The 25,868-nt window shown below is 65.5% G+C and carries 21 protein-coding genes; 12 read left to right on the forward strand and 9 right to left on the reverse strand.

Features of this window, described 5'->3' with window-relative positions:
* Positions 1 to 31 precede the first annotated feature (31 nt).
* From LQG66_RS19855 to LQG66_RS19890, 8 genes are all read right to left on the reverse strand, one after another.
* Positions 32 to 625, reverse strand: coding sequence for a GNAT family N-acetyltransferase (locus tag LQG66_RS19855; protein WP_231317374.1), 594 nt, complete (start codon positions 623 to 625; stop codon positions 32 to 34).
* 11 nt (positions 626 to 636) lie between these two features.
* Positions 637 to 2,139, reverse strand: coding sequence for a glycerol kinase GlpK (gene glpK / locus LQG66_RS19860; RefSeq protein WP_231317375.1), 1,503 nt, complete (start codon positions 2,137 to 2,139; stop codon positions 637 to 639).
* A 399-nt stretch (positions 2,140 to 2,538) separates the two neighbouring features.
* Entirely contained in the window at positions 2,539 to 3,312 is a 774-nt protein-coding gene (locus tag LQG66_RS19865; RefSeq protein WP_231317376.1) for an SDR family NAD(P)-dependent oxidoreductase, read from the reverse strand.
* A gap of 203 nt (positions 3,313 to 3,515) precedes the next feature.
* Positions 3,516 to 4,658, reverse strand: coding sequence for a pimeloyl-CoA dehydrogenase small subunit (gene pimD, locus LQG66_RS19870; protein ID WP_231317377.1), 1,143 nt, complete (start codon positions 4,656 to 4,658; stop codon positions 3,516 to 3,518).
* Positions 4,659 to 4,819: 161 nt separating this feature from the next.
* Positions 4,820 to 6,010, reverse strand: a complete 1,191-nt coding sequence (gene pimC, locus LQG66_RS19875; protein WP_231317378.1) for a pimeloyl-CoA dehydrogenase large subunit — start codon at positions 6,008 to 6,010, stop codon at positions 4,820 to 4,822.
* Between the two features lie 235 nt (positions 6,011 to 6,245).
* Positions 6,246 to 7,433, reverse strand: a complete 1,188-nt coding sequence (locus LQG66_RS19880; RefSeq protein WP_231317379.1) for an acetyl-CoA C-acyltransferase — start codon at positions 7,431 to 7,433, stop codon at positions 6,246 to 6,248.
* Positions 7,434 to 7,442: 9 nt separating this feature from the next.
* A complete protein-coding gene (pimA, locus tag LQG66_RS19885) occupies positions 7,443 to 9,116 on the reverse strand; it encodes a dicarboxylate--CoA ligase PimA (protein WP_231317380.1) in 1,674 nt (557 codons plus the stop codon).
* Positions 9,117 to 9,264: 148 nt separating this feature from the next.
* On the reverse strand, positions 9,265 to 11,361 hold the full coding sequence (locus tag LQG66_RS19890) for a 3-hydroxyacyl-CoA dehydrogenase NAD-binding domain-containing protein (RefSeq protein WP_231317381.1): 2,097 nt from the start codon (positions 11,359 to 11,361) through the stop codon (positions 9,265 to 9,267).
* Between the two features lie 212 nt (positions 11,362 to 11,573).
* Between LQG66_RS19890 and LQG66_RS19895 the strand changes: the two genes are divergently transcribed.
* From LQG66_RS19895 to LQG66_RS19935, 9 genes are all read left to right on the forward strand, one after another.
* Positions 11,574 to 12,458 (forward strand): IclR family transcriptional regulator, encoded by an 885-nt coding sequence (locus tag LQG66_RS19895; RefSeq protein WP_231317382.1) that lies wholly within the window; start codon positions 11,574 to 11,576, stop codon positions 12,456 to 12,458.
* A gap of 66 nt (positions 12,459 to 12,524) precedes the next feature.
* Positions 12,525 to 13,322 (forward strand): ABC transporter ATP-binding protein, encoded by a 798-nt coding sequence (locus tag LQG66_RS19900; RefSeq protein ID WP_231317383.1) that lies wholly within the window; start codon positions 12,525 to 12,527, stop codon positions 13,320 to 13,322.
* A complete protein-coding gene (locus tag LQG66_RS19905) occupies positions 13,319 to 14,032 on the forward strand; it encodes an ABC transporter ATP-binding protein (RefSeq protein ID WP_231317384.1) in 714 nt (237 codons plus the stop codon). The genes LQG66_RS19900 and LQG66_RS19905 overlap by 4 nt, the downstream gene beginning before the upstream one ends.
* A gap of 13 nt (positions 14,033 to 14,045) precedes the next feature.
* On the forward strand, positions 14,046 to 14,924 hold the full coding sequence (locus LQG66_RS19910; protein WP_231317385.1) for a branched-chain amino acid ABC transporter permease: 879 nt from the start codon (positions 14,046 to 14,048) through the stop codon (positions 14,922 to 14,924).
* Positions 14,925 to 14,926: 2 nt separating this feature from the next.
* Complete coding sequence (locus LQG66_RS19915) at positions 14,927 to 15,943, forward strand: branched-chain amino acid ABC transporter permease (RefSeq protein ID WP_231317386.1); 1,017 nt, start codon at positions 14,927 to 14,929, stop codon at positions 15,941 to 15,943.
* Between the two features lie 10 nt (positions 15,944 to 15,953).
* Positions 15,954 to 17,180 carry an ABC transporter substrate-binding protein gene (locus tag LQG66_RS19920; protein ID WP_231317387.1) on the forward strand — a complete coding sequence of 409 codons (1,227 nt, stop codon included), beginning with the start codon at positions 15,954 to 15,956 and terminating at the stop codon, positions 17,178 to 17,180.
* A 337-nt stretch (positions 17,181 to 17,517) separates the two neighbouring features.
* Positions 17,518 to 18,741 (forward strand): ABC transporter substrate-binding protein, encoded by a 1,224-nt coding sequence (locus LQG66_RS19925; RefSeq protein ID WP_231317388.1) that lies wholly within the window; start codon positions 17,518 to 17,520, stop codon positions 18,739 to 18,741.
* Positions 18,742 to 18,991: 250 nt separating this feature from the next.
* Positions 18,992 to 20,215: an ABC transporter substrate-binding protein gene (locus LQG66_RS19930; protein WP_231317389.1), complete on the forward strand. Its 1,224-nt coding sequence runs from the start codon at positions 18,992 to 18,994 to the stop codon at positions 20,213 to 20,215.
* Between the two features lie 25 nt (positions 20,216 to 20,240).
* Positions 20,241 to 21,521, forward strand: coding sequence for a glycerate kinase type-2 family protein (locus LQG66_RS19935; RefSeq protein WP_231317390.1), 1,281 nt, complete (start codon positions 20,241 to 20,243; stop codon positions 21,519 to 21,521).
* A 35-nt stretch (positions 21,522 to 21,556) separates the two neighbouring features.
* On the opposite strand, the gene LQG66_RS19940 is transcribed toward LQG66_RS19935, so the two are convergent.
* Positions 21,557 to 22,069: a MarR family winged helix-turn-helix transcriptional regulator gene (locus tag LQG66_RS19940; protein ID WP_231317391.1), complete on the reverse strand. Its 513-nt coding sequence runs from the start codon at positions 22,067 to 22,069 to the stop codon at positions 21,557 to 21,559.
* Between the two features lie 196 nt (positions 22,070 to 22,265).
* Here LQG66_RS19940 and LQG66_RS19945 point away from each other — a divergent pair, with 196 nt between their 5' ends.
* The 3 genes from LQG66_RS19945 to LQG66_RS19955 are packed head-to-tail and all read left to right on the forward strand — an operon-like array spanning position 22,266 to position 25,816.
* A complete protein-coding gene (locus tag LQG66_RS19945; protein ID WP_231317392.1) occupies positions 22,266 to 23,306 on the forward strand; it encodes a branched-chain amino acid ABC transporter permease in 1,041 nt (346 codons plus the stop codon).
* A gap of 3 nt (positions 23,307 to 23,309) precedes the next feature.
* On the forward strand, positions 23,310 to 25,079 hold the full coding sequence (locus LQG66_RS19950; protein ID WP_231317393.1) for a branched-chain amino acid ABC transporter ATP-binding protein/permease: 1,770 nt from the start codon (positions 23,310 to 23,312) through the stop codon (positions 25,077 to 25,079).
* Positions 25,076 to 25,816, forward strand: a complete 741-nt coding sequence (locus LQG66_RS19955; RefSeq protein ID WP_231317394.1) for an ABC transporter ATP-binding protein — start codon at positions 25,076 to 25,078, stop codon at positions 25,814 to 25,816. The genes LQG66_RS19950 and LQG66_RS19955 overlap by 4 nt, the downstream gene beginning before the upstream one ends.
* Positions 25,817 to 25,868: the final 52 nt, after the last annotated feature.

Raw genomic sequence — 25,868 nt, forward strand, 5'->3', positions numbered from 1 at the left:
CGTCGTTCAGCGCTGTTGTCAGCTACCAAATTCAGGCAATCAGCGGCACATGCGGTGCGACATCGCGCGGCAAGGTGCCGTCGAGCCGCGGGTCGTCCGCGATCTCGATCTGGCGGCGATAGGGCCGGAAGCCCGAGCGCTGGTAGAACGCCAGCGCGCGCGGATGATCGAAGCTGCAGGTGTGGACCCAGAGCCGCGTGAGCGGCTGCGCCCAGGCCCGTTGCAGTGCGCGGTTCATCAGCAGGCGTCCGGCGCCGGTCCCGACCAGTTTTGCGGTGACGCCGAACAACACCAGCTCGCACTCGTTCTTGGTGCGGAAGTCGAGCTCCAGAAGACCCTCGTCGCCGCCGTCATGCTCCAGCGTATAGATCTCGACGCCGTCGGCGCGGATGGTTCTGACGAGCTCCGCGTCGCTCATCCGCAGCCGCTGCGACCACAGCCATTCCCGGCCGACGCGGGTGTAGAGGTCGCGGTACCAGGTGGCATCAGGATGCGCAACGCGGCGCAGCGTCCAGTCGCCGACCGGATCGGGCGGCAGCACCGGCGGCGCCAGCATCTCGAGCGAAGTGACCACGGCGGCGATCTTGCCGGTCGGAACGTCATAGTAGCCGTCGGGAACGGACACCGCTCTTGCTCCTACTCGCCCTCGTCGCTCGCGAGCACGCCCTTCACCGCGCGGGCCCAGCCGGCGAGCTTGCGCTGCCGCGTCGCTGCGCTCATCACCGGCCTGAAGCGGTGCTCGAGCCGCCAATTGTCGGCGAACTTTTCCGGCTCCGGATAGACCCCGGCATGGAGACCGGCGAGATAGGCGGCACCGAGCGCGGTGGTCTCCTGGATCATGGGCCGGTCGACCGGCGCGTCGAGCAGGTCGGCCAGGCGCTGCATGGTCCAGTCGGACGCCGTCATGCCGCCGTCGACGCGCAGCACGATGGTGGCAGCGGACGCATCGGGCCAGTCGGCGCGCATCGCTGCCCACAGATCATAGGTCTGGTAGCAGACGCTTTCCAAGGTCGCATGCGCAAGCTCGGCCGGCCCGGTGTTGCGGGTCAAGCCGAACAGCGCGCCGCGCACGCGCGGATTCCAATACGGCGCGCCGAGGCCGACGAAGGCCGGCACGAGATAGACCGACTGCATCGAGTCGGACTTGTCGGCGAGCGGGCCGGTCTCGGCGGCATGCTTGATGATGCCGAGCCCGTCGCGCAGCCACTGCACCGCGGAGCCGGCGACGAAGATCGAGCCCTCGAGCGCGTAGGTGCGCTCGCCGTTGAGCTGATAGGCGATGGTCGTCAAGAGCTTGTTGTTGGACTTCACCGGCGTCGCGCCGGTGTTGAGCAGCGCGAAGCAGCCGGTGCCGTAGGTCGACTTCATCATGCCCGGCGTGAAGCAGGCCTGGCCGATGGTCGCGGCCTGCTGATCGCCGGCAATGCCTGCGACCTTGATCGGGCCACCGAACAGATCGGGCGTGGTGGTGCCGAAATCGGCCGAGGAATCCTTCACCTCAGGGAGCATCGAGCGCGGCACGCGCAACAGCTCAGGCAGCGAATCGTCCCACTGGCCGGTGTGGATGTTGAACAGCAGGGTACGCGAGGCATTGGTGGCGTCGGTGGCGTGCACGTTGCCGCCGGTGAGCCGCCACAGCAGATAGCAGTCGACGGTGCCGAACAGCAGCTCGCCACGCTCGGCGCGCTCGCGTGCGCCCGGCACGTGGTCGAGAATCCAGGCGACCTTGGTGCCGGAGAAATAGGGATCGATGATCAGGCCGGTCCTGGCGCTGACATCCGGCTCGTGGCCTTCTGCTTTGAGCTTCGCGCAGATATCGGCGGTGCGGCGGTCCTGCCAGACGATGGCGCGGTGGATGGCTTGGCCGGTGGCGCGATCCCACACCACGGTGGTCTCGCGCTGGTTGGTGATGCCGATCGCGGCGATGTCCCTCGCCTTGAGGCCCGCCTTTTCCAGCGCGTCGCGGCAGGTCATCACGGTCGAGGTCCAGATGTCCTCCGGCTCGTGCTCGACCCAGCCCGAGGCCGGGAAATGCTGCGGAAACTCCTGCTGCGCCACCGCGGCAATCGAGATGTCGGAGCGGAACACGATCGCGCGCGAGGACGTGGTGCCCTGATCGATGGCCAGCACGAAGGACATGGGTGTTTCTTCCCGGGAAGTTGACGACGTTGGGGCGACAAGCAAGCGGATTGGACCGGGAAGGTCAAGAAGCTTGCGGCACAGATGATCCCTCGCTCATGGATATGAAGAGTCTGCACCGAGCTGTCGCTCCAGAAGACATCGACAAAATTCAGGGCCACGCATGCGACCTGTCTGCTTTGGGTCCCCTTCGGGTGCGAATGACTGCGCCCTCGCCCCTTGCGGGAGAGGGCAGCTCGATGCCTGCTACACCCTCATTCGGGTGAGGGGTTGGTGCCACGCCCGCGTCCTGAGTTTGAGGAGAGAGACCCCTCACCCGGCTTCTCACTTCGTGAGAAACCACCCTCTCCCGCAAGGGGAGAGGGTGCAGCCGTCGTGTCGACGGGCCTTCTACACCACCTACACCGCCGCCGTGGTGACGCCGCCGTCGACGACGATGGTCTGGCCGGTCATGAAGGTCGAGGCGTCGGAGGCGAGATAAGCCACGGCGCCGGCGATCTCGTGCGGCTCGCCGATGCGGCGCAGCGGCGTGGTGGCGCAGCGCTGCTTCAGGCGGGCTTCGTCCTCCCACAGCGCGCGGGCGAAGTCGGTCTTGACCAGGCCCGGCGCCACGCAATTGATGCGGACGCCCTGCGGCCCCCATTCGCCGGCGAGGCTGCGGCACAGCGAGAAATCGGCGGCCTTGGAGATGCCGTAGGCGCCGATCACGGTCGAGCCGCGCAAGCCGCCGATCGAGGAGACGATGATGACGGAGCCCTTGCCCCGCGCGGCCATCGGCGGGATCGCCTTGGCGCAGAGCCACAGATTGCTCTTGACGTTGGAGGCCATGATCTTGTCGAAGGCCTCGTCGGTGATGTCGAGCAGCGGGCCGTAATACGGGTTCACCGCCGCGTTGCAGACGAGGATGTCGACCTGGCCGTAATGCTTGATCGCGCCGTCGATCAGCGCGTCGACCTCAGCGCGGCGCGAGATATTGCAGGCGATGACGTGCGCATCGCCGCCATTCGCCCGGATGCCGCGCGCCACCTCCTCGCAGGCGTCCGCCTTGCGGCTGGAGATCACGACCTTGGCGCCGAGCTGGGCGAGCAATTCGGCTGACGCGCGGCCGATACCGCGGCTGGAGCCGGTGATGACGGCGACCTGGCCGGAGAGGTTGAAGGGGTTGAGGGTCATTGATTGTATCCTCCGCAGCATCGGCACATTCCGCCGTCATCGCCCGGCTCGACCGGGCGATCCAGTACGCCGCAGCGGTTGTGATGATCGCGACGTCTCTGGAATACTGGATGCCCCGCTTTCGCGGGGCATGACAGTTACAACAACATCGGGCTTCCGGGGTCACGCACTATCGCGCGTGCCCCGGAATGACGTCGCTCAGATCAGATCAACCCGCCGGCCTCGCTGACGCGGCGCATGTGGTAGTCGGTGTCGCCGAACGTCGTCTCGATCATCGTCAGACGCTTGAAGTAGTGGCCGATCTTGGCTTCCATCGTCATGCCGATGCCGCCATGGAGCTGGATCGCCTGCTGGCCGACGAACTTGGCCGATTTGCCGATCTGCACCTTGGCTGCGGCGATGGACGTCGCGCGCTCCTTGGCGTCGTCGAACTCGGCCGCCATGGTCGCGAACATCGACATCGAGCGCGCCTGCTCCAGCGCAACGAACATGTCGGACGCCCGGTGCTGCAGCGACTGGAATGAGCCGATCGCGACGCCGAACTGCTTGCGCGTCTTGATGTACTCGACCGTGGTGTTGAGCGACTCGTCCATCAGGCCGACCGCCTCGGCGCACAGCGCGATGCGCGCCTCATCGACGACGCGCTCGATCAGCGGCAGGCCGTTCGCGGGATCGCCGATCACGCTGTCGGCGCCGACCTCGACGCCGGTCAAGGTGATGTCGGCCGCATGCAGGCCGTCCTGGGTCGGATAGCCCTTGCGGGTGACACCCTTCGCGTCGGTCGGCACGATGAAGACGCCGATGCCGGACTTGTCGCGCTGACCGCCGGCCGTGCGCGCGGTCACGATCAGCGTGTCGGCATTCTCACCATTGAGCACGACGAACTTCTCGCCGTCGATGACGTAGCCGTCGCCCTTCTTCTTGGCCGAGGTCGCGACGTCGAACAGATCGTAGCGCGATTGTTTTTCGAGCTGCGCGAAGGCAAAGGTCTTGCTGCCGTCGATGATCCCGGGAAGATGCGCGGCCTTCTGCGCCGCCGAGCCGCCGTGGCGGAGGAAGCCACCCGACAACACCACGGTCGCCAGATACGGCTCGAGCACCAGCGCCCGGCCCATCGCCTCCATCACGATCATGGTCTCGACGCCGCCGGCGCCGAAGCCGCCATCGTCCTCGGAGAACGGCAGACCGAGCAGGCCCTGCTCGGCGAGCTTGGACCACATCGCCCGGCTCCAGCCGCCCTTCTCCTTCATGTACTGCTTGCGCTTGTCGAAATCATAGGCATCCGCCAAGAGGCCGTCGATGCTGTCCTTGAGGAGGCGCTGCTCCTCGCTGAGATCAAAATCCATCTGCTCTATCCTCGTACCAGAAATTCATCATCGGCGTCATTCCGGGACGCGCCGCGAGGCGCGGGCCCGGAATCCATACTCACGATGGTGGTTATGGATTCTCCGACGCGCAACTGCGCGTCGTAGCTCGCCGCTTCGCGGCGCCCCGGAATGACAGCAACTCAAAGTCCCAGCACCGCCTTGGCGATGATGTTGCGCTGGATCTCGTTGGAGCCGCCGTAGATCGAAACCTTGCGGTTGTTGAAGTAGCTCGGCGCGATCTGCGCGGTCCAATCCATGGTCTCGTTGCTGTCGTCGTCGCCATGGACGTCGTAGGGCGCGGCGAACGGACCGATCACCTCCATCAGGAGCTCGGTCGTGGTCTGCTGGATTTCCGAGCCCTTGATCTTGAGCACCGAGGAGGCCGGATTGGGCTTGCCCTTGCCGTGCTTGCCCTCGTCGGCGACGACGCGCAGCTGCGTCAGCTCCAGCGCCTTCAGCTCCACCTCGCAGGCGGTGAGCTTTTCGCGGAACGACGGGTCCTCCAGCACCGGACGGCCGCCGGACTCGATCTTGGCGGCGAGCTCCTTGATGCGGCGGATGCGCTCCTTGGAGACGCCGACGCGAGCGATGCCGGTGCGTTCGTTGCCGAGCAGGAACTTGGCGTAGTCCCAGCCCTTGTTCTCCTCGCCGATCAGGTTCTCGTAGGGCACCTCGACGTCATCGAAGAACACTTCGTTGACCTCGAGGCCGCCGTCGATGGTCTGGATCGGGCGCACGGTGACGCCCTTGGACTTCATGCTGAACACGATGAAGGAGATGCCCATCTGCTTCTTCGCCGCGGGATCGGTGCGGCACAGGCAGAAGATCATGTCGGCATGCTGCGCGAGCGTGGTCCAGGTCTTCTGGCCGTTGATGATCCACTTGTCGCCGCGGCGCTCGGCTTTGGTCTTCAGCGAGGCGAGGTCGGAGCCCGAGCCCGGCTCGGAGAAGCCCTGGCACCACCAGTCGTCGACACTGGCGATGCGCGGCAGATACTGCTGCTTCTGCGCCTCGTTGCCGAAGGTGTAGATCACAGGGCCGACCATGCTGACGCCGAAGGCGAGTGGCTGCGGCGCCGGATAGGCCTGCAGCTCCTCGTTGAAGATGTAGTGCTGCACCGAGGTCCAGCCGGTGCCGCCATATTCCTTCGGCCAGTGCGAGACGCCCCAGCCCTTGTTGTTGAGGATGCGCCACCAGGTCACCATCTCGTCCTTCGACAGATGACGGCCCTCGATCATCTTGCGCCGTGTTTCCGGCGGCACGTTGTCCTTGAAGAACTGCCGGACTTCCTCGCGGAACGCCTGCTCTTCCTTCGTGAATGCAAGATCCATCGGATCCTCCCGTGTGTCGTGTGGTCGTTTGAACCGCGTTAGTTCGTCTCGCTCCGCTGTCGTCCCTGCGAACGCAGGGACCCATAGCCACTGGCCCTCGTGGGGAGCACAGGCATCTACCAAAATGCCCCAAGCGGGGTCACACGGTATGGGTCCCGGGTCTGCGCTGCGCTTGCCCGGGACGACAGTTGTGGGAAATCCCGCGCGAGATTCGCGCGGGACGACAGCTACAACTTTACTGCAGCACCTCGAACAGGCCGGCGGCGCCCATGCCGCCGCCGACGCACATGGTGACGACGGCGTATTTGGCCTTGCGGCGGCGGCCTTCGATCAGCGCGTGACCAGTGAGCCGTGCGCCCGACATGCCGTAGGGATGACCGACCGCGATGGCGCCGCCGTCAACGTTGATCTTGTCCGGATCGATGCCGAGCTTGTCGCGGCAATACAGCACCTGCACCGCGAACGCCTCGTTGAGCTCCCACAGGCCGATGTCATCGACGGTCAGGCCGTGGCGCTTCAGGAGCCGCGGCACGGCGAACACAGGACCGATGCCCATCTCGTCGGGCTCGCAGCCATGCGAGACGAAGCCGCGGAAGATGCCGAGCGGCTGCAGGCCGCGCTTGGCGGCGTTGGCATCGCTCATGATGACGCAGGCCGAGGCGCCGTCGGACAGCTGGCTGGCATTGCCGGCCGTGACCGAGAAACCGTCGCCGCGCACCGCCTTCAGGCCGGCGAGACCTTCTGCCGTCGTCTCCGGACGCGGGCCCTCGTCCTGCGACAAGGTCACGTCCTTGAACGAGATGGCGCCGGTGGCCTTGTCGGTGACCGCCATCTTGGTGGTGATCGGCGCCAGCTCGTCATTGAACTTGCCGCCCTGCTGCGCGGCCGCGGTGCGGCGCTGGCTCTCCAGGGCATATTCGTCCTGGCGCTCGCGCGAGATGCCGTAGCGCTTGGCCACGATCTCGGCGGTGTCGATCATCGGCATGTAGACGTCGCCCTTGATCTCGAGCAGCGCCGGATCCGTGGCCTGGAAACTGTTCATCTTGTCGTTCTGGACCAGCGAGATCGATTCGCCGCCGCCACCGACCGCGATCTCGACGCCGTCGAAGATCACCGAGCGGGCGGCCAGCGCGATCGCCTGCAGGCCGGAGGCGCATTGGCGGTCGATGGTGGTGCCGCCGACCGACACCGGAAGACCTGCGCGCAGCAGCGCCTTGCGCGCGATGTTGCCGCCGGTCGAGCCCTGCTGCAGGGCTGCGCCCATCACGACGTCCTCGATCTCGGCCGGATCGAGCTTGGCACGCTTGACGGCCTCGCCGATGGCATGGCCGAGCAGCGTCGCGCCGCCGGTGGCATTGAGCGCGCCGCGATAGGCCTTGCCGATCGGCGTGCGGGCGGTGGAAACGATGACGGCGTCGGTCATGGGGACCTCCTATTGTTGTTGCTGATGTTGTCCGTGAGACGTGGATGACTTCTGCTGGCGCAATTCGTGACGCGACAGCTTGCCGACCGGGGTGCGCGGCAGCTCGTCGACGAATTCGACCGCAGCGGGCAGCTCGTGCTTGCCGAGCTTGCCGGTGAGGAATGCGCGGAGATCGTCGACCGGGAACGGCGCGGCGCCATCGCGCAGCTTGATGAAGGCCTTTGCGGCCTCGCCGCGATAGGCGTCGGGAATGCCGATCACGATCACCTCCTGCACGGCCGGGTAGGTGTAGATCGCCTGCTCGATCATCTGCGGATAGACGTTGAATCCGCCGGAGATGATCATGTCCTTCTTGCGGTCGACGAGGAAGAAGAAACCGTCGGCATCGACATAGCCGATGTCGCCGGTCAGGAAGCGATCGTCGACGAAAGACTGCGTCGTCTCCTCCGGCCTGTTCCAGTAGCCACTGGTGACGTTCGGCCCCTTGATCCGGATCTCGCCGACCTCGTTCACGCCCAGCACCTTGGTCGGGTCTTCCAACGACACCACGTCCATCTCGATGCCGGGCAGCGCGATCCCGATCGAACCCGGCTTGTCCGGCCCCTCCTTGGGATGAGCTGTGCCGGGCGAGCAGGTCTCGGTCATGCCCCAGCCGCTCTTGAGCTTCATGCCGACGCGGCGCTCCAGGATGCGCGCGACCTCGACCGGTAACGGCGCGCCGCCCGAGCCGACGCTCATCAGCGACGACAGATCACGCTTGTCGAGATCAGGCAGGTTGGCGATCGCGATCCACATCGTGGGCACGCCGGGGAAATAGGTCGCGCGCTTGACCTCGATGTCGCGCATGACGGCCGCGACGTCGAAGCGCTGATGCAGCGAGATCAGGTTGCCGAGGCGCAGCGCGGACAGAAGCACGACCGTCAGCGCATAGATGTGGAACAGCGGCAGCACGCAGATGACACGGTCGATGCCGTCGCTCCGGGATCGCGTGGCGCGGCCCCAGAGCGAGATGATCGAGACGGCGGCCGTCAGATTGCCGTGCGTCAGCATCGCGCCCTTGGGCAGGCCGGTGGTGCCGCCGGTATATTGCAGCAGCGCGACGTCGTCCGGCGTGATCTCGGGCCACGCGGCCGGCGCTGCCGCGCCGTCGACGAAGGCGCGATGGGTGATCACGTCGCGATTGTCCGGCAGCGCCGTCTGCGGGGTGCCGATGTTGCCCCATGAATCGTCCTCGCAGACGATCAGGCGGTCGATCAAACCTCTGTCGAGAAACTTCAGCGCGGTCGGCAGCAGCGCGGACAGATTCGACGTCACCAGGATGCGCGCGCCGGAATCCGTGAGCTTGTGCGACAGCGCGATCTCGCCGTCGAGCGGCGACAGGTGCACCACGCGGGCGCCGGCCTTGAGCGCGCCGAAGAAATTGATCGGATGGTCGGGCGTATTGCCGAGGAACAGCGCGATCGAGCAATCCTTGCCGAAACCGGCGCGCAGGAACGCCGCAGCGGCCTGGTCGGCCAGATCGGAGAGCTGCTTGAATGTGATCGGCCGATCACGGAACTCGAGCGCGTCGCGATCGCCGAACTCGCTCACCGCCTGCGTCAGCAGATCCGGCAAGGTGCCGCGCGCAATCGGCGCGTCCCAGTGGACGCCTTCGGGATAGAACTGTTCGCCAGGATGGATCATGCGCTGATCTGCTTGCCAAAAGTGACGTTGTCATTCCGGGATGCGCCGCAAGGCGCAGGCCCGGAATCCATATTCACGGTGGTGGCTATGGATTCCGGGCTCGCGCTGCGCGCGCCCCGGAATGACCATTTGGAAACAACAGGCCGCATCAAGCGGCCTTTCCCTCGGTTGCCAGCGAGGCGAACGTCTTGCCCTCATCGGCAAGCCGCTTCAGCAGCGGCGCCGGCTCCAGCGATGGATCGTTGGTCTCCTTGGCATAGAACGCGAGCCGCTCGGCGATATGCTTCAGGCCGACCTGGTCGGCCCAGTACATCGGACCGCCGCGATAGATCGGCCAGCCGTAGCCGTAGAGCCAGACCACATCGATGTCCGACGGCCGCGCGGCAACGCCCTCGGCCAGGATCTTCGCGCCTTCATTGATCATCGGATACATCATGCGCTCGAGGATTTCCTCGTCGCTGACGGCGCGCTTCTTGCGCCCGAGCTTGGCCAGCGTCTCGTCGATCAGCGTCTCGACCTCGGGATCGGGCAGCGCCGCCCGCGAGCCGGACTCATACTTGTAGTAGCCCTTGCCGGTCTTCTGGCCGAAGCGGCCCGCTTCGCACAAGGCGTCCGCGATCTCGCTCTTGATGCCGCGGTCCTTGCGCGAGCGCCAGCCGATGTCGAGGCCGGCGAGATCGCCCATTGCGAACGGGCCCATCGGCATGCCGAATTTGGTGACGACGGCGTCCACCTGCTGCGGCAAGGCGCCTTCGAACAACAGCTTCTCCGCCTGCTTGCCGCGCTGCGCCAGCATGCGGTTGCCGACGAAGCCGTCGCAGACCCCGACGACGGCCGGCACCTTGGCGATCTTGCGCGCGATCGACACCGCGGTGACGAGCGCGTCCGGCGCGGTCTTTTCCGCCCGCACGATCTCGCACAGCTTCATCACGTTGGCCGGCGAGAAGAAGTGCATGCCGAGCACGTCCTGCGGACGGGCGGTGTATTTCGCGATCTCGTCGATGTTCAGATACGACGTGTTCGAGGCGAGCACCGCGCCGGGCTTGGCGAATTGATCGAGCTTGCCGAAGACTTCCTTCTTCACCGCCATGGTCTCGAACACCGCCTCGATGACGAGATCGGCATCGCCGACGTTCTCGAGCCCGACGACGCCGTTGATCAGCGCCATGCGCTTGGCCGGCGCATCGGCCGGAATGCCGCCGCGCGCCGCGGTCGCCTCCCAGTTCTTCTGCATGATGCCCATGCCGCGCTTGAGCTGCTCCTCGGCAGTCTCGATCAGCGTGACCGGAATGCCGGCATTGGCGAACGACATGGCGATGCCGCCGCCCATGGTGCCGGCGCCGATGATGGCGACGCGCTCGACCTTGCGGCCCTTGGTGCCGTCAGGCACGCCGGCGATCTTGGCGGCCTCGCGCTCGGCGAAGAACGCATAGCGCTGCGCCTTGGACTGATCGCTGGTGAGCAGCTTGAGAAAGCCTTCGCGCTCCTTCTTCAGGCCCTCGTCGAACGGCAGGTCGATCGCATAGCCGACTGCATCGGCGGCTGCGAACGGCGCCTCGAGCCCGCGCGACTTCTTGGTGATCGCCGCCACCGCACTGGTGAAGATCGAGCGGTCGGCCTTGGCCGCCGCCAGCTTGGAATCGTCGTCGCGCAGCTTGCGCAGCGGACGGCCCTCAGCCAACACCTTGCGCGCGAACGCCTCGCCGCCCGCGGCAGGCCCCTCGACGATCTCCTCGACCAGGCCCGCCCGGTGCGCCTCGGCGGCGCTGATCGGGTCGCCGCCGACGATCATCTTGACCGCCAACTCCGGCCCGACGGCGCGCGGCAGGCGCTGGGTGCCGCCCGCGCCCGGCAACAGGCCGAGCTTCACCTCGGGCAGGCCGAGCTTGGCCTCCTTGGTGGCGACACGATAATGACAGGCGAGCGCCACTTCGAGGCCGCCGCCGAGCGCTGTGCCGTGAATGGCCGCGATCACCGGCTTGGGGCTGCTCTCGATCGCGCTCAGCACGTCGTTGAGCGCCGGCGGCTTCGGCGGTTTGCCGAATTCGGTGATGTCCGCGCCCGCGATGAAGGTGCGCCCACCACAGGTCAGCACGATCGCCTTGATCTCGGGATCTGCGATCGCCGCCTTGACGTTGTCCAGGATACCGCCGCGAACTGCGGCACTCAGCGCATTGACGGGCGGACTGTCGATGGTGACGATGCCGACGATGTCATGACGTTCAAGCTTTGCCACTTCGCTCACGCTAAGCTCCTTGGGATGTCGTTTCTTGGCAGCCGGTTAACGTCCCGGCCGGTTCTTGGCTCTTCATTCGCGTAGAGTATCGGCGTTGCTTGCGTCTACCCGCTACGGAACATCAATTCCGCACTGCGAAATCTAATTCCACATCTTGACAGCAAGGGTTATTTTGAAGCACGAGCGTTGTCAACGAGGCTCATCAATCAACAGCCGATGACATGAAACGCCCAGGGAAGAAAACTGCGACCGATCGCAACTTCGTCGTTGCGCTGTCCCGGGGCCTCGAGGTCCTCAGGGCCTTCCGGCCCAATGACGGACTGCTGGGCAACCAGGAGATCGCCGCGCGCACCAACCTGCCCAAGCCTACCGTTTCGCGGCTGACGTATACGCTGACCAAGCTCGGCTATCTCACTGCGGTGCCCCGCTTCGAGAAGTATCAGCTGGCGCCGTCCGCGCTGCTCCTGGGTTACGCCGCGCTCGCCAATCTCGGCGTGCGGCAGCTATCCGAGCCGTTCCGTGAACAGCTGATGCGCGAGACCGGCGGCGCGGTGGCGATCGGCGGCCGCGACCGTCTGAGCATGATCTACGTCGGACAGAGCCGCCACGGCGTCGTCAACGTTCAGCTCGACGTGGGATCGCGGATTCCCATCGCCACCACGGCGATGGGGCGGGCGTATATCTGGGCACTGCCCGAAGATGAACGCGCCGTTCTCATGCGCGAGTTGCGCGAGCATTACGGCAGCCGCTGGCCCAAGATCCGCGACGGCATCGAGCGCGCCGGCGAGACCGTCGCCAAATACGGCTTCACGATTTCGGCCGGCGAATGGCAGGACGACGTTCACGCCGTCGGCGTTGCGCTGAGGCTCAACGACGGAACGGGGCCCTATGCCATCAACTGCGGCGCGCCTGCATTCCGCTTCACGGAAGAGCGCCTGCGCACCGACATTGGACCTCGTCTTGTCACGATGGTAAGGAACATCGAAGCGGCCTTGGGGGGACATGTGCCGCGAACTAATCAAACAAGCACCCCATCAAACAAAGAAATCAATAAAAAGCCGAAGTCAGGAGGAAAAGTTGCCCGTGTTGCCGAGGGTATCAGATAGCCTGCACCGTCACGATCGGCCGACGCCGCGTCCTTCCGCTGACGTGATCCGGAAGGGCGAGACGAGATGACGCAGGTCCAACTCGCCCAGACCAACGACCCGCTGCTGGCGGTCCGCGACGTCAGCGTCGTGTTCGGCGGCATCGTCGCGCTCAACGGCGTCTCCTTCGACATGCGCCAGGGTCAGATCCTCGGCCTGATCGGCCCCAACGGCGCCGGCAAGACGACCTTGTTCAATTGCCTCAGCCGCCTGTACCAGCCGAGTTCCGGCGACATCCTGATGGAGGGGCGGAGCATCCTGAAACGGCCGCCGCACCGCATTGCCGAGATCGGTATCGGCCGCACCTTCCAGAACGTCGCGCTGTTTCCCAACCTGTCCGTGCTCGACAATGTCCGCGTCGGCACCCACGCGCGGACGTCCAGCGACATCATCTCGGATTCGCTGCGGCTCGCCTGGGTCCGCCGCAGCGAGACGTCCGTCAACACCAAGGTCCACGAGATCCTCGCCTATCTCGATCTCGAAGGCGTCGCGCACAAGATCGTATCGGGACTGCCGTTCGGCACCCAGAAGCGCGTCGAGCTGGCACGCGCGCTTGCGGCCGATCCGAAGATCCTGCTGCTCGACGAGCCCGCCGGCGGCCTCAATCACGAGGAAGTCCACGTGCTGGGCGACCTGATCCGGCGCATCCGCGACGACCGCAAGGTCACCGTGCTGCTAGTCGAGCATCACATGGGCCTGGTGATGTCGATCGCCGACCACGTCGTGGCGCTGAATTTCGGCCGCAAGCTCGCGGAGGGCACGCCGGCCCAGGTGCAGGCCGATCCCGACGTCATCAAGGCCTATCTCGGGAGCAAGGATCAATGACGGCGCTTCTGAACGTCAAGGATCTGCGCGCCTATTACGGCCAGGTCCAGGCCCTTCACGGCCTGTCCTTCTCGCTCAACGAGGGCTCGCTGACGACGCTGCTCGGCGCCAACGGCGCCGGCAAGACCACGACCTTGCGCGCGATCTGCAACATGGTGCGCTCGACCGGCGCGATCGAGTTCGAGGGCAAGCCGCTGAACAACAAATCGACCGAGAGCATCGTCCGCTTCGGCATCGCCCACGTGCCGCAGGGCCGCGGCACCTTCACCAACATGACGGTGGAGGAGAATTTGCAGCTCGGCGCCATCACCCGCAGCGACAAGCCGGGCATCGTTGCCGACATCGAGCGGATGTATTCCTACTTCCCGAAGCTCAAGGAGCGCCACACCCAGCAGGCCGGCACGCTGTCCGGCGGCGAGCAGCAGATGCTGGCGGTGGCGCGCGCGCTGATGCTGCGTCCGCGGCTGATGCTGCTGGACGAGCCGTCCTTCGGGCTCGCGCCGCTCATCGTGCGCGACCTGTTCCAGATCCTGGGCAAGATCAATCGCGAGGAGAAGGTCTCGATCCTCGTCGTCGAGCAGAATGCGCAGCTCGCGCTCGAGCTCGCCGACCGGGCCTATGTCATCGAGACCGGCCGCATCGTGATGTCCGGCGCGGCCAAAGACATCGCGAACGACGAGAACGTCCGCAAATCCTATCTGGGCTACTAACGGAGGCTGGACAATGGAGCTTTTTACCAACCAGGTCCTGGCCGGCATTGCGACGGGTGCGATCTACGCCTGCATGGCGCTCGCGGTCGTGATGATCTACCAGGCGATCGACCATCTCAATTTCGCGCAAGGCGAGATGGCGATGTTCTCGACCTTCATCTCCTGGCAGCTGATGCAGTGGGGCCTGCCCTATTGGGTCGCCTTCGTGGTGACGCTGGCCTTTTCCTTCGCCGGAGGCATCGCGATCGAGCGCGTGCTGTTCAAGCCGCTTGCCAAGGCGCCGATCCTGACCCAGGTCGCCGGCTTTATCGCGCTGTACTCGATCATCAACTCCTTTGCCGGACTGACCTGGGACTTCACCATCAAGCAATATCCGACACCGTTCGGCTCGTCGCCGTTCCTCGGCAGCCAGCTGATCTCGACGCATCAGGCCGGCATGATCGGCATCACCGTTCTGCTGCTGGTCGGACTGTACTTCTTCTTCCAGTACACGCGGGTCGGCCTTGCGATGCGCGCGGCCGCGGCCGTGCCGGAATCGGCGCGGCTGGTCGGCATCAACACCTCCTGGATGATCGCGCTCGGCTGGGGCATGGCGGCGGCGATCGGCTCGATCGCCGGCATGCTGATCGCCCCCGTCGTGTTCCTCGAGCCCAACATGATGGGCGGCGTGCTGATCTACGGCTTCGCCGCGGCCGTGCTGGGCGGCCTCACCAGCCCGTTCGGCGCCGTGCTCGGCGGCTTCCTGGTCGGCGTCTTCGAGAACCTCGCCGGAACCTACATTCCACACGTGGGCAATGAGATGAAGCTGCCGATCGCGCTGGCGCTGATCATCTCCGTCCTGGTCATCAAGCCCGCCGGCCTGTTCGGCCGCAACATCGTGAAGCGAGTCTGATCATGAGCGCAATCGAGGACATCGCATCCCAGGCGCCTGCGGTCGAGGCCGTTCCGAAACGGGCCATGACGTTGAGTTCAGGCACGAGCCTCGTCGTCGTGCTGCTGCTCCTGATCGTGCCGCTGTTCGTCAAGAACTTCATCATCTTCCAGATGACGATGCTGCTGATCTACGGGCTTGCCGTGCTGGCGCTGAACATCCTGACCGGCGGCAGCGGCCAGTTCTCGCTCGGCAACAGCGCGTTCTATGCCGTCGGCGCCTATACCTCGGCGATCCTGATGGAGCAGTACAACGTCAACTACGCCCTGACCCTGCCGGTCGCGGGCGTCATCTGCTTCGGCTTCGGATTCCTGTTCGGCCAGCCGGCGCTGCGGCTGTCCGGCGTATACCTCGCACTCGCGACCTTCGCGCTCGCGACCGCGATGCCGCAGATCCTCAAGCTCGGCTTCTTCGAGCCGTGGACCGGCGGCGTGCAGGGCCTCGTCGTGACCAAGCCCGACGCGCCGTTCGGCCTGCCGATGTCGCAGGACACGTGGCTGTATTACTTCACGCTGGCGATCACGATCGCGATCTACATGTTCTCGGTCAACCTGCTGCGCTCGCGCTCGGGCCGGGCCTTCATGGCGATCCGCGACAACGAGATCGCGGCCTCCGCGATGGGGATCGACGTCGCAACCTACAAGACGCTGGCGTTCGGCGTCAGCGCCGGCATCACCGGCGTCGCCGGCGGGCTCGGCGCCATCGCGGTGCAGTTCGTGGCACCCGACAGCTACACGATCGTTCTCGCGATCTCGCTGTTCCTCGGCATGGTCGTCGGCGGCGTCGGCTGGCTGCCCGGCTCCTTCATCGGCTCGGCCTTCATCATCTTCGTTCCCAATATCGCGGAGGGCATCTCCAAGGGGCTGTCCGGCGCGGTGTTCGGCGTCCTGTTGTTCCTGATCATCTTCCTCGTTCCGCACGGCGCGCGGCAGGTGGCGATGGTGGCTCAGCAAGTTCTGGGCAAAGTCCGTAAGAGCTAAGGAGGAAATCTTGCTCGTCTCTCAACACCTACGTATCGCCGCGCTAGCCACGGCGGTGATCGCCCTCACCTCGGGCGGCGCATTCGCCCAGAAGAAATACGACACCGGCGCAACCGATACCGAGATCAAGATCGGCAACATCATGCCCTATAGCGGCCCGGCGTCCGCTTACGGGGTGATCGGCAAGACCGAAGAAGCCTACTTCAAAAAGATCAACGCCGAGGGCGGCATCAACGGCCGCAAGATCACCTTCATCAGCTATGACGATGCGTACTCGCCGCCCAAGGCGGTCGAGCAGGTGCGCAAGCTGGTCGAGAGCGACGAGGTGCTGTTCGTCTTCAACCCGCTCGGCACGCCGTCGAACTCGGCGATCCAGAAATATCTCAACAGCAAGAAGATCCCGCAGCTGTTCGTGGCCACCGGCGCGACCAAGTGGAACGATCCGAAGAACTTCCCCTGGACCATGGGCTGGCAGCCGAGCTACCAGAGCGAGGGGCGCATCTATGCGAAGTACCTGCTCAAGGACAAGCCGGGCGCCAAGATCGGCGTGCTGTTCCAGAACGACGATTTCGGCAAGGACTATCTGAAAGGCCTCAAGGACGGCCTCGGCGACAAGGCCGCCGCCATGATCGTCATGGAAGAGAGCTATGAGACGTCCGAGCCCTCGATCGACGGCCACATCGTCAAGCTGAAGGCCTCGGGTGCCGACGTCTTCTTCAGCGTCACGACACCGAAATTCGCCGCGCAGGCGATCAAGAAGCTCGCCGAGATCGACTGGCACCCGACCCATCTCGTCGTCAACGTCTCGGCGTCGGTCGGCAGCGTGATCAAGCCGGCCGGCTTCGAGAACGCGCAGGGCATCCTCTCCGCCGCCTATGCGAAGGACGCCGCCGATACCCAGTGGGACAACGACCCCGGCATGAAGAAATTCACCGAGTTCCTCGCGCAATACTATCCGGACGCCAACAAGCTCGACAGCTCGACCGTGTACGGCTACGGCGCCGCGCAGACACTGGTGAAGGTGCTGCAGATGTGCGGCGACGACCTGACCCGCGCCAACGTCATGAAGCAGGCCGCGAGCCTGAAGGACTTCACGCCCGACACGCTGCTGCCGGGCGTCAAGATCAGCACCTCGGCGACCGACTTCGCCCCCATCGAGCAGCTACAGATGCAGCGCTTCAAGGGCGAGAAGTGGGAGCTGTTCGGCGAGGCCATCAGCGGCGAAATCGAGCAGTAGAGCATCGCCGCAGAACGCGGTGCCGACCTCTGCCCTGGCCCTTCGCGCAATCGCGCGGAGGGCTTTTTCTTGTCACGCGCTGCCCGCACTTGGACACGGTGCGCGACCACCGCCCTGGCGACCTCGAGCTGTTCTTGCGCAGCACATACAAGCCGAGATTGTGCGCGCCTCTCGCAGCTGCACATCACGCGATCCCGGTGCGGAACCGCGAAAACACGGACCGTGCCGCGATGTCGCAACCGCGCCGCACCGGCTCTGCTATAGTTCCCGTCACAACGAGAGCTTCCGCCAAGGAAGCCGGGACACGTCATCAACAACGACACGGGAGAAACGCACCATGATGATCACGCGAAGGGCAGCCCTCGCCACGGCCGCTGCCGCCGTCCTCTCCGCAAGCAGCGCATTCGCCGCCGACAAGAAATACGACACCGGTGCATCCGACACCGAGATCAAGATCGGCAACATCATGCCCTATAGCGGCCCTGCTTCGGCCTACGGCATCATCGGCAAGACGGAGGCGGCCTACTTCAAGAAGATCAACGCCGAGGGCGGCGTCAACGGCCGCAAGATCAACTTCGTCTCTTACGATGACGCCTATTCGCCGCCGAAGGCCGTCGAACAGGCGCGCAAGCTGGTCGAGAGCGACGAGGTGCTTCTGATCTTCAACTCGCTCGGCACGCCCTCGAACTCGGCGATCCAGAAATACATGAACGCCAAGAAGGTGCCGCAGCTGTTCGTCGCCACCGGCGCCACCAAGTGGAACGACCCGTCCAATTTCGCCTGGACCATGGGCTGGCAACCGAGCTACCAGGCGGAGTCGCGGATCTACGCCAAGTATCTGCTGAAGGAGAAGCCCGACGCCAAGATCGCCGTGCTCTACCAGAACGACGACTACGGCAAGGACTATCTGAAGGGTCTGAAGGACGGCCTCGGCGCGAAAGCTGCGAGCATGATCGTCATGGAAGAAAGTTACGAGACGACCGAGCCCACGATCGACAACCACATCGTCAAGCTGAAGTCGACCGGCGCCGACGTGTTCATGGACATCACGACGCCGAAATTCGCGGCGCAGGCGATCAAGAAGTCGGCCGAAATCGAGTGGAAGGCGCTGCACATTCTCAACAATGTCTCGGCCTCCGTCGGCAGCGTGATCAAGCCCGCGGGCTTTGCCAACGCCCAGGGCATCGTCTCCGCCCATTACCTGAAGGATACCACCGACCAGCAATGGGCGAATGATCCGGGCATGAAGGCCTATCTGGAGTTCATGACCAAGGATTTTCCGGAGGGCGACAAGCTGGATAACGGCACCGTGGTCGGTTACGGCGTGGCGCAGACGTTGGTGCAGGTGCTCAAGCAATGCGGGGACAATCTGACGCGGGAGAACGTCATGAAGCAGGCCGCGAGCTTGCGCGACTTCCGCACCGAGGTGTTGCTGCCGGGCATTGCCATCAACACCTCCGCCACCGACTTTGCTCCCGTCAGCCAGCTTCAGCTGATGCGCTTCACCGGCGAGCGATGGCAGCTGTTCGGCGACGTCGTCTCGGCCGACGTCGGCGGCTGACGGGTCAGACCAAATGAGCAGGGCCTCCTGCGGCGTCGCGCCGCAGGAGGCAGCCTCTACTAGGCATCCCTGCTGTCTTGCCCAGCATTCCTCAAGCTAGGAGTTCATAGAACGGCGGTCATGCATCGGCGGCGGTTACGTGCCGCGCGCTGCCGCGCTATGGGGATCATCCGGAGTGAAACGAGTCGCCCGCGCCGCGGGCGGATCCAACAACAAGGCCAACGTCGAAGGCCAAAGGAGCCCCATCACCATGACCACCGCCCTCACCCGCCGCGCCGTTTCGAGTCTGCTCGGCCTGACACTCGTCGGCGTCGCCGCCGGCAGCGCAATCGCCGACAAGAAGTACGACACCGGCGCCAGCGATACCGAGATCAGGATCGGGAACATCGTGCCCTACAGCGGTCCGGCCTCGGCCTATGGCTCGGTCGGAAAGGCGATGACGGCCGTGTTCAAGAAGGTCAACGACGACGGCGGCATCAACGGCCGCAAGATCAATTTCATCTCCTACGACGACGCCTACTCGCCGCCGAAGACCGTCGAACAGGCGCGCAAGCTGGTCGAGAGCGACGAGGTGCTGTTCCTGTTCGGCGTGCTCGGCACCGCGCCCAACACCGCGATCCAGAAATATCTCAATTCCAAGAAGGTGCCGCAGCTGTTCGTCGCGACCGGCGCCACCAAGTGGAATGAGCCTAAGACTTTTCCCTGGACCATGGGTTGGTTGCCGAGCTACCAGTCCGAGGCGCGCATCTACGCGAAGTATCTCACGGCCCAGCAGCCGACCGGCAAGATAGCGGTGCTGTACCAGAACGACGATATGGGCAAGGACTATCTGAAGGGCCTGAAGGACGGCCTCGGCGACACATCGCGGCTGGTGCTGGAGGAAAGCTACGAGATCGCCGAGCCGACGGTGGAATCGCACATCGTCAAGATGAAGTCGGCCAACCCCGACATCGTCGTGCTGTTCACGACGCCGAAATCAGGCGCACAGGCGATCAAGAAGCTTGGTGAGATGAGCTGGAAGCCGCTCACCATCATCTCCAATGTCAGTGCCTCGACCGCGGCCGTGATGCGGCCGGCCGGCGTCGAGAACTCGCAAGGCGTGATCTCGGCCGCCTACGCCAAGGATGCCTCCGATCCGCAATGGGCCAACGATCCCGGTCTCGGCGCGTTCAGGGAGCTGCTCGCCAAGTATCTGCCGGAGATCAATCCCGTGGATTCGTCGGCGCTGACCGGCTACAACATCGCCACCACGATGGTCGAGGTGCTGAAGCGATGCGGCGACGAACTGACCCGCGCCAATGTCATGAAGCAGGCCGCGAGTCTGCGGCAGTTTCCGCAAGGCGGGCTGCTGCCCGGCATCACGCTGACCACGGGTCCCGAGGATTTCCAGCCGATCGAACAGCTGCAGCTGATGCAGTTCAAGGGCGAACGCTGGCAGCTGTTCGGCGAGGTCATGAACGGCGAGCCCAAGTGACTCCTGCACGCGCGGGCGGCGCCGCATGACCGGCCGCCGTCCGCTGTTGCGCGCGATCTTCGACGCCGCGGTCGCCGCGGCCCATCCCGACGTGGTGCTGCCGGCGCATCTGCCTGCCGCACCGCAGGGGCGGATCATCTGCCTCGCTGCGGGCAAGGGCGCGGCTGCCATGGCGGCAGCCGCCGAGCGGCATTACCTGGACACGCTCGGGTTCGATCCGGCGAAGCTGACCGGCATTGCAACCACCCGGCACGGCCACGGCGTACCGACCCGCTGCGTCAAGGTCATCGAAGCCGGCCATCCGATGCCGGACGAGGCCGGGCTCAAAGCGGCGGACGACACGTTGCAGCTGGCCGCGACGGCTGAAGCCGACGACCTGATGCTGGTGCTGATCTCCGGCGGTGGCTCTGCCAACTGGGTCGCGCCTGCCAATGGCGTGAGCTTCACGCAGAAGCAGCAGCTGACCCGAGCGCTGCTGCGCTCAGGCGCACCGATCGGCGAAATGAACACGGTCCGAAAGCATCTGTCGCGCATCAAGGGTGGTCGCCTGGCGCGTGCCGGGCAGAAAGCGGAAATCGTCACGCTCGCCATTTCGGACGTGCCGCACGACGATCCCTCCGCCATCGCGTCGGGGCCCACCGTGCCGGACCCCACCACGCTCGCCGATGCCCGCGCCATCGTCGCCAAATACCGGCTCGACGTCGACCCGGCGGTCACCCGGGCGCTCGAGAATGCGGCCAATGAGAGCTGCAAGCCGGGCGATGCGGCCTTCGCCCGCGCCTCGTTCGAGCTGATCGCGCGCCCCGCCAGCTCCCTCGAAGCCGCCGTCGCCAGCGTCAAGGCCGCGGGCTACGACGTGCTCGATCTCGGCGCCGACCTCGAAGGCGAGGCGCGCGAGGTTGCCGCCGACCACGCCAAGCTGGCGCGTGAGGCCCGTGCGCTCGGCCGTCGCATGGCGATCCTGTCCGGCGGCGAGCTGACGGTCACCGTGCGCGGCCAGGGCCGCGGCGGGCCGAACCAGGAATATGCGCTTGCCCTCGCCGACCTCCTGAAGGACATGGACGGCGTCGCGGCGCTCGCCGGCGACACTGACGGCGCCGACGGCGGCGGCGGCAGCGCCTCCGATCCGGCCGGCGCGCTGGTCGATGCCGAGGTCATCGCGGCGATGCGCGCGCAGAGGCTGGATCCGCAGGCCTATCTCGCCAACAACGACGCCACGGCGTTCTTCGCCGCGACCGGCGGCCTGCTGCAGACGGGACCGACGCTCACCAACGTCAACGATGTCAGGGTGATCCTGGTGGATTGATCTCTGGCGTCACTCGGGGTTGACGACAGCGCGCTTCAAAACTCCTCCGCGACCCTGGTGAGCATCGCGAGCAGGGCGTCCCGCCCGGCCGGGCCGAGCAGCTCGTTCAACCGCGCTTCGTGCTTGGAGACGACCAGCTTCTTGGCCCGGGCGAGCACGGCACGCCCCTTTTCGGTCAGCATCAGGATGTGGGAGCGTCGGTCATTGGCCGAGCGCACCCGGGTGCAGAGGTCGCGGCTCTCCAGGCTGTCCAGCAGCGAGACGAAGTTGGGCCGGAGGATGCCGAGCGTGTTGGCGATCTCGGTCTGGTTCCGGCCCGGATTGCCATCGAGCAGCAGCAGCACCGAGAACTGCGCCGGGGTCAGCTGCAACGGTGCGACGCAACGCAGGAAGTCCTCGAACACCTTCAGCTGCGCCCGTTTCAACACATAGCCGAGCAGATCGGAGAGTTCGCCGAGCTGGACCGCTTGCGTCTCGTCCGCGGCTACGGCAGCTTCCCGGCGGCTTTCTCTCTGGGCCTTACCGACGGGCTTGGTGCTATCGGCCATCACAATCTGCCCAATTCATCGCCCGCGCTTCCATCCCTGGTCTCGAAAGCCGCAGCCGGAACAGCGGCCTTGAGATTATATTCGATAATTGTTATCCACTATACCAAACACGGGCAGCCCAATTCAACTGCCCCGACCAGCGGATGGCGCAGGGCGCCGCCCGCGTCCGGTCACCATGGAGGGGGAGCGTCCGGTCTTGAACACAACGATCTTGCTGTTCCTGTTGCAGGACGGCATTACCAACGGCGCGATCTATGCGCTGCTCGGGCTGGCGCTCGTGCTCGTGTTCGCCGTCACCCGGGTGATCCTGATCCCGCAGGGCGAATTCGTCACCTATGGCGCCCTCACCTATGCCTCGCTCGCCGCCGGCCGCATGCCGGGGACCGCGAAGCTTGCCGTCGTGATCGGCCTGGTGGCCTTTGCCTTCGATCTCTACGCCATGCGCAAGACGCTGCATGCATCGCGCATGCTTCGCGCCTTCGGCCTCAACGTCGTCTTCCCGGTGGCCGTGCTCCTGGCCAGCATGTGGGCCGCAGACCAGCGCGTGCCGGCCGGCGTCAGCCTGGTGCTGTCGCTGCTGATCGTCGCCAGCATCGGCCTATCGTTGTATCGGATCGTGTTCCAGCCGCTTGCCCACACCTCGGTGCTGGTGCTGCTGATCGCCTCAGTCGGCGTTCATCTGGCACTGCAAGGCCTCGGTCTCCTGTTCTTCGGCGCCGAGGGCCAGCGCGGCCCGACGCTGCTCAATGCCACGGCGACGCTCGGCTCGCTGCGCTTCACCGGGCAGGGCATGGCCGTCTACGGCATCACCATCGCCTTCATCGTCGGCCTCTGGCTGTTCTTCGGCCTGACCCTTTACGGCAAGGCGCTGCGCGCCACGGCCGTCAACCGGCTCGGCGCCCGCCTCGTCGGCATCCGCACTACGCTCTCGGGCCAGATCGCGTTCCTGCTGGCCTCCACGATCGGCGCGCTCTCGGGCATCCTGATCGTCCCGATCACGACGCTCTATTACGACACCGGCTTCCTGATCGGCCTGAAGGGCTTCATCGCCGCGATCATCGGCGGTCTGATCAGCTATCCCCTGACCGCCGTTGCCGCGCTCGTCGTCGGCATCGTCGAGGCGTTCTCCTCGTTCTACGCCTCGAACTTCAAGGAAGTGATCGTCTTCACGCTGCTGATCCCGGTCCTGTTGTTGCGTTCGCTCGCTGCGCCCGCGGTCGAAGAAGAGAAGGATTGATCCGTGCGCGAGCGTTGGCCTCTCATCGTCTTTGCCGTCATCGTCGCGGCGATCCCGTTCATCCCAGGCATGCCGCCGTTCTGGATCGTGCTGCTCGACAATATCGGTCTCTCCGCGCTGGTCGCGATGGGGCTGGTGCTGTTGACCGGCGTCGGCGGTCTCACCTCGTTCGGCCAGGCGGCTTTCGTCGGCTTCGGCGCCTACACCACCGCGGTGCTGTCCGCCAATTACGGCGTATCGCCCTGGCTCACCTTGCCGCTGTCGCTGCTGGTGTCTGGCCTTGCGGCCGTGCTGCTCGGCCTCGTCACGGTCAGGCTGTCCGGCCACTATCTCCCGCTCGGCACGCTCGCCTGGGGCCTCGGCCTGTTCTATCTGTTCAGCAAGCTCGCCTTCCTCGGCCGCAATGACGGCATCTCCGGCATCCCGCCGCTGTCGATAGGCAGCCTCAGGATGCTCGATCCCGGCACCATCTACTTCGCGATCTGGGCCGCCGTGCTGGTCTCGGCGCTGCTGACGATGAATCTCCTGGACTCCCGCACCGGCCGCGCCATCCGCGCGCTGCGTCGCGGCCATATCGCCGCCGAGGCCTTCGGGGTCTATTCCCCGCGCGCCAAGATGCTGGTGTTCATCTATGCCGCTGTGCTCGCCGGCCTGTCCGGCTGGCTCTATGCGCACTTCACCCGCGCCGTGAACCCGACGCCGTTCGGCGCGCAGGCCGGCATCGAATATCTGTTCGTGGCCGTCGTCGGCGGCGCCGGCTATGTGTGGGGCGGCGTGCTTGGCGCGGCGATCGTCGTGATCCTGAAGGAGGTGCTGCAAAGCTACCTCCCGCTGCTGCTGCATGGCGAGGGCCAGCTCGAGACCATCGTGTTCGGCATCCTGCTCGTCACGCTGCTGCAGCTCGCGCCAACCGGCCTGTGGCCGTGGCTGACCGCGCGGCTGCCGTTCAAGCCCGTCGCCAAGAAGCCGGACACCACGATCAAGCTGCCGGCCCGCATACGCGCCGCATCCGCCCCCAGCGTGCTGCTGCAGGTCGACAATGCCCGCAAGCAGTTCGGCGGCGTGGTCGCGGTCAACAACGTATCGTTCGACGTCCAGGCCCGCGAGATCGTCGCGCTGATCGGGCCCAACGGCGCCGGCAAGAGCACCACCTTCAACCTGATCACCGGCGTGCTGCCGCCGACCTCCGGCAACATCTCGGTGCTCGGCAAGGCCGTCGGCAACGCGCCGCCGCAGGACGTCGTCAAGCTCGGCATTTCCCGCACCTTCCAGCACGTCAAGCTGGTGCCGGACATGACCGTGCTGGAGAACGTCGCGATCGGCGCACATCTGCGTGGCCACTCCGGCGCGATCTCCAGCATGTTCCGGCTCGACCGCGCCGACGAGGCCAAGCTGCTCGCGGAAGCCGCGCGGCAGATCGAGCGCGTCGGGCTCGGCGACCAGATGCACCAGTTCGCCGGCTCCCTCTCGCTGGGGCAGCAGCGCATCGTCGAGATCGCCCGCGCGCTCTGCGTCGATCCGATGCTGCTCTTGCTCGACGAGCCCGCCGCAGGCCTCCGCCACATGGAGAAGCAGCGCCTCGGCGCGCTGCTGCGCGAGCTGCGCGCCGGCGGCATGTCGGTGCTGCTGGTCGAGCACGACATGGGTTTCGTCATGGACCTCGCCGACCGCATCGTGGTGCTCGATTTCGGCACCAAGATCGCCGAGGGCACACCGGCCGCGATCAAGACCAATCCCGAGGTGATCAAGGCGTATCTCGGAGCCACCGCATGAGCACGCTGCTGGAAGTCGCCGACGCCCATGTGTCCTATGGCAAGGTCGAGGCCGTGCGCTCGGTCTCGCTCACCGTGGCCGAGAACGAGATCGTCACCATCATCGGCGCCAACGGCGCCGGCAAGACCACGCTGCTCAGCGCCGTCATGGGGGTCCTGCCGTTGAAGGGCAAAGTCCGCTTCGCCGGCGAGGACCTCGCACGCTACGAGATCGAGGACCGCGTCGCCCGCGGCCTCTCTCTCGTGCCCGAGCATCGCGAGCTGTTCGCCAGCATGAACGTCGAGGACAACCTGCAGCTCGGTGCGTTCCGCATGTCGAAGGCCCACGCCACCAGGGGCTTCGAGCACGTCTACACGCTGTTTCCCAAGCTGAAGGAGCGCCGCAAGCAGCTTGCCGGCACCTTGTCGGGCGGCGAGCAGCAGATGCTGGCGATGGGCCGCGCCCTGATGGGCGCGCCGAAGCTGCTGATGCTGGACGAGCCGAGCCTGGGGCTTGCGCCGATCATCGTCGCCGGCATCTTCGAGATCGTCGCCAAGCTGCGGCAGGAAGGCGTCTCGGTGCTGCTGGTCGAACAGAACGCCAAGGCCGCGCTGCAGGTCGCCGACCGCGCCTATGTGATGGAGCTCGGCGAGTTCGTGCTGAACGGCAAGGCCTCGGAGATCGCGACCGACCAGCGCGTCGCCGCGAGCTATCTCGGCTTTGCCGAAGGTAGCGGTGTAGCTGCGATCCAACCCTAACGACCTGCCGCCCCGGTCGGCTGCTTCCAGACGACCCCGGCCTTTCACACCA

The sequence above is a fragment of the Bradyrhizobium ontarionense genome (assembly GCF_021088345.1).
GTDB classification, from domain to species: Bacteria; Pseudomonadota; Alphaproteobacteria; order Rhizobiales; family Xanthobacteraceae; genus Bradyrhizobium; species Bradyrhizobium ontarionense.

Excerpts from the sequence above, each read along its gene's own strand:
- glpK (WP_231317375.1), bottom strand. The coding sequence starts at position 2,139 with ATGTCCTTCGTGCTGGCCATCGATCAGGGCACCACGTCCTCGCGCGCG.
- LQG66_RS19865 (WP_231317376.1), bottom strand. The coding sequence starts at position 3,312 with ATGACCCTCAACCCCTTCAACCTCTCCGGCCAGGTCGCCGTCATCACC.
- pimD (WP_231317377.1), bottom strand. The coding sequence starts at position 4,658 with ATGGATTTTGATCTCAGCGAGGAGCAGCGCCTCCTCAAGGACAGCATC.
- pimC (WP_231317378.1), bottom strand. The coding sequence starts at position 6,010 with ATGGATCTTGCATTCACGAAGGAAGAGCAGGCGTTCCGCGAGGAAGTC.
- LQG66_RS19880 (WP_231317379.1), bottom strand. The coding sequence starts at position 7,433 with ATGACCGACGCCGTCATCGTTTCCACCGCCCGCACGCCGATCGGCAAG.
- pimA (WP_231317380.1), bottom strand. The coding sequence starts at position 9,116 with ATGATCCATCCTGGCGAACAGTTCTATCCCGAAGGCGTCCACTGGGAC.
- LQG66_RS19895 (WP_231317382.1), top strand. The coding sequence starts at position 11,574 with ATGAAACGCCCAGGGAAGAAAACTGCGACCGATCGCAACTTCGTCGTT.
- LQG66_RS19900 (WP_231317383.1), top strand. The coding sequence starts at position 12,525 with ATGACGCAGGTCCAACTCGCCCAGACCAACGACCCGCTGCTGGCGGTC.
- LQG66_RS19905 (WP_231317384.1), top strand. The coding sequence starts at position 13,319 with ATGACGGCGCTTCTGAACGTCAAGGATCTGCGCGCCTATTACGGCCAG.
- LQG66_RS19910 (WP_231317385.1), top strand. The coding sequence starts at position 14,046 with ATGGAGCTTTTTACCAACCAGGTCCTGGCCGGCATTGCGACGGGTGCG.
- LQG66_RS19915 (WP_231317386.1), top strand. The coding sequence starts at position 14,927 with ATGAGCGCAATCGAGGACATCGCATCCCAGGCGCCTGCGGTCGAGGCC.
- LQG66_RS19925 (WP_231317388.1), top strand. The coding sequence starts at position 17,518 with ATGATGATCACGCGAAGGGCAGCCCTCGCCACGGCCGCTGCCGCCGTC.
- LQG66_RS19930 (WP_231317389.1), top strand. The coding sequence starts at position 18,992 with ATGACCACCGCCCTCACCCGCCGCGCCGTTTCGAGTCTGCTCGGCCTG.
- LQG66_RS19935 (WP_231317390.1), top strand. The coding sequence starts at position 20,241 with ATGACCGGCCGCCGTCCGCTGTTGCGCGCGATCTTCGACGCCGCGGTC.
- LQG66_RS19940 (WP_231317391.1), bottom strand. The coding sequence starts at position 22,069 with ATGGCCGATAGCACCAAGCCCGTCGGTAAGGCCCAGAGAGAAAGCCGC.
- LQG66_RS19955 (WP_231317394.1), top strand. The coding sequence starts at position 25,076 with ATGAGCACGCTGCTGGAAGTCGCCGACGCCCATGTGTCCTATGGCAAG.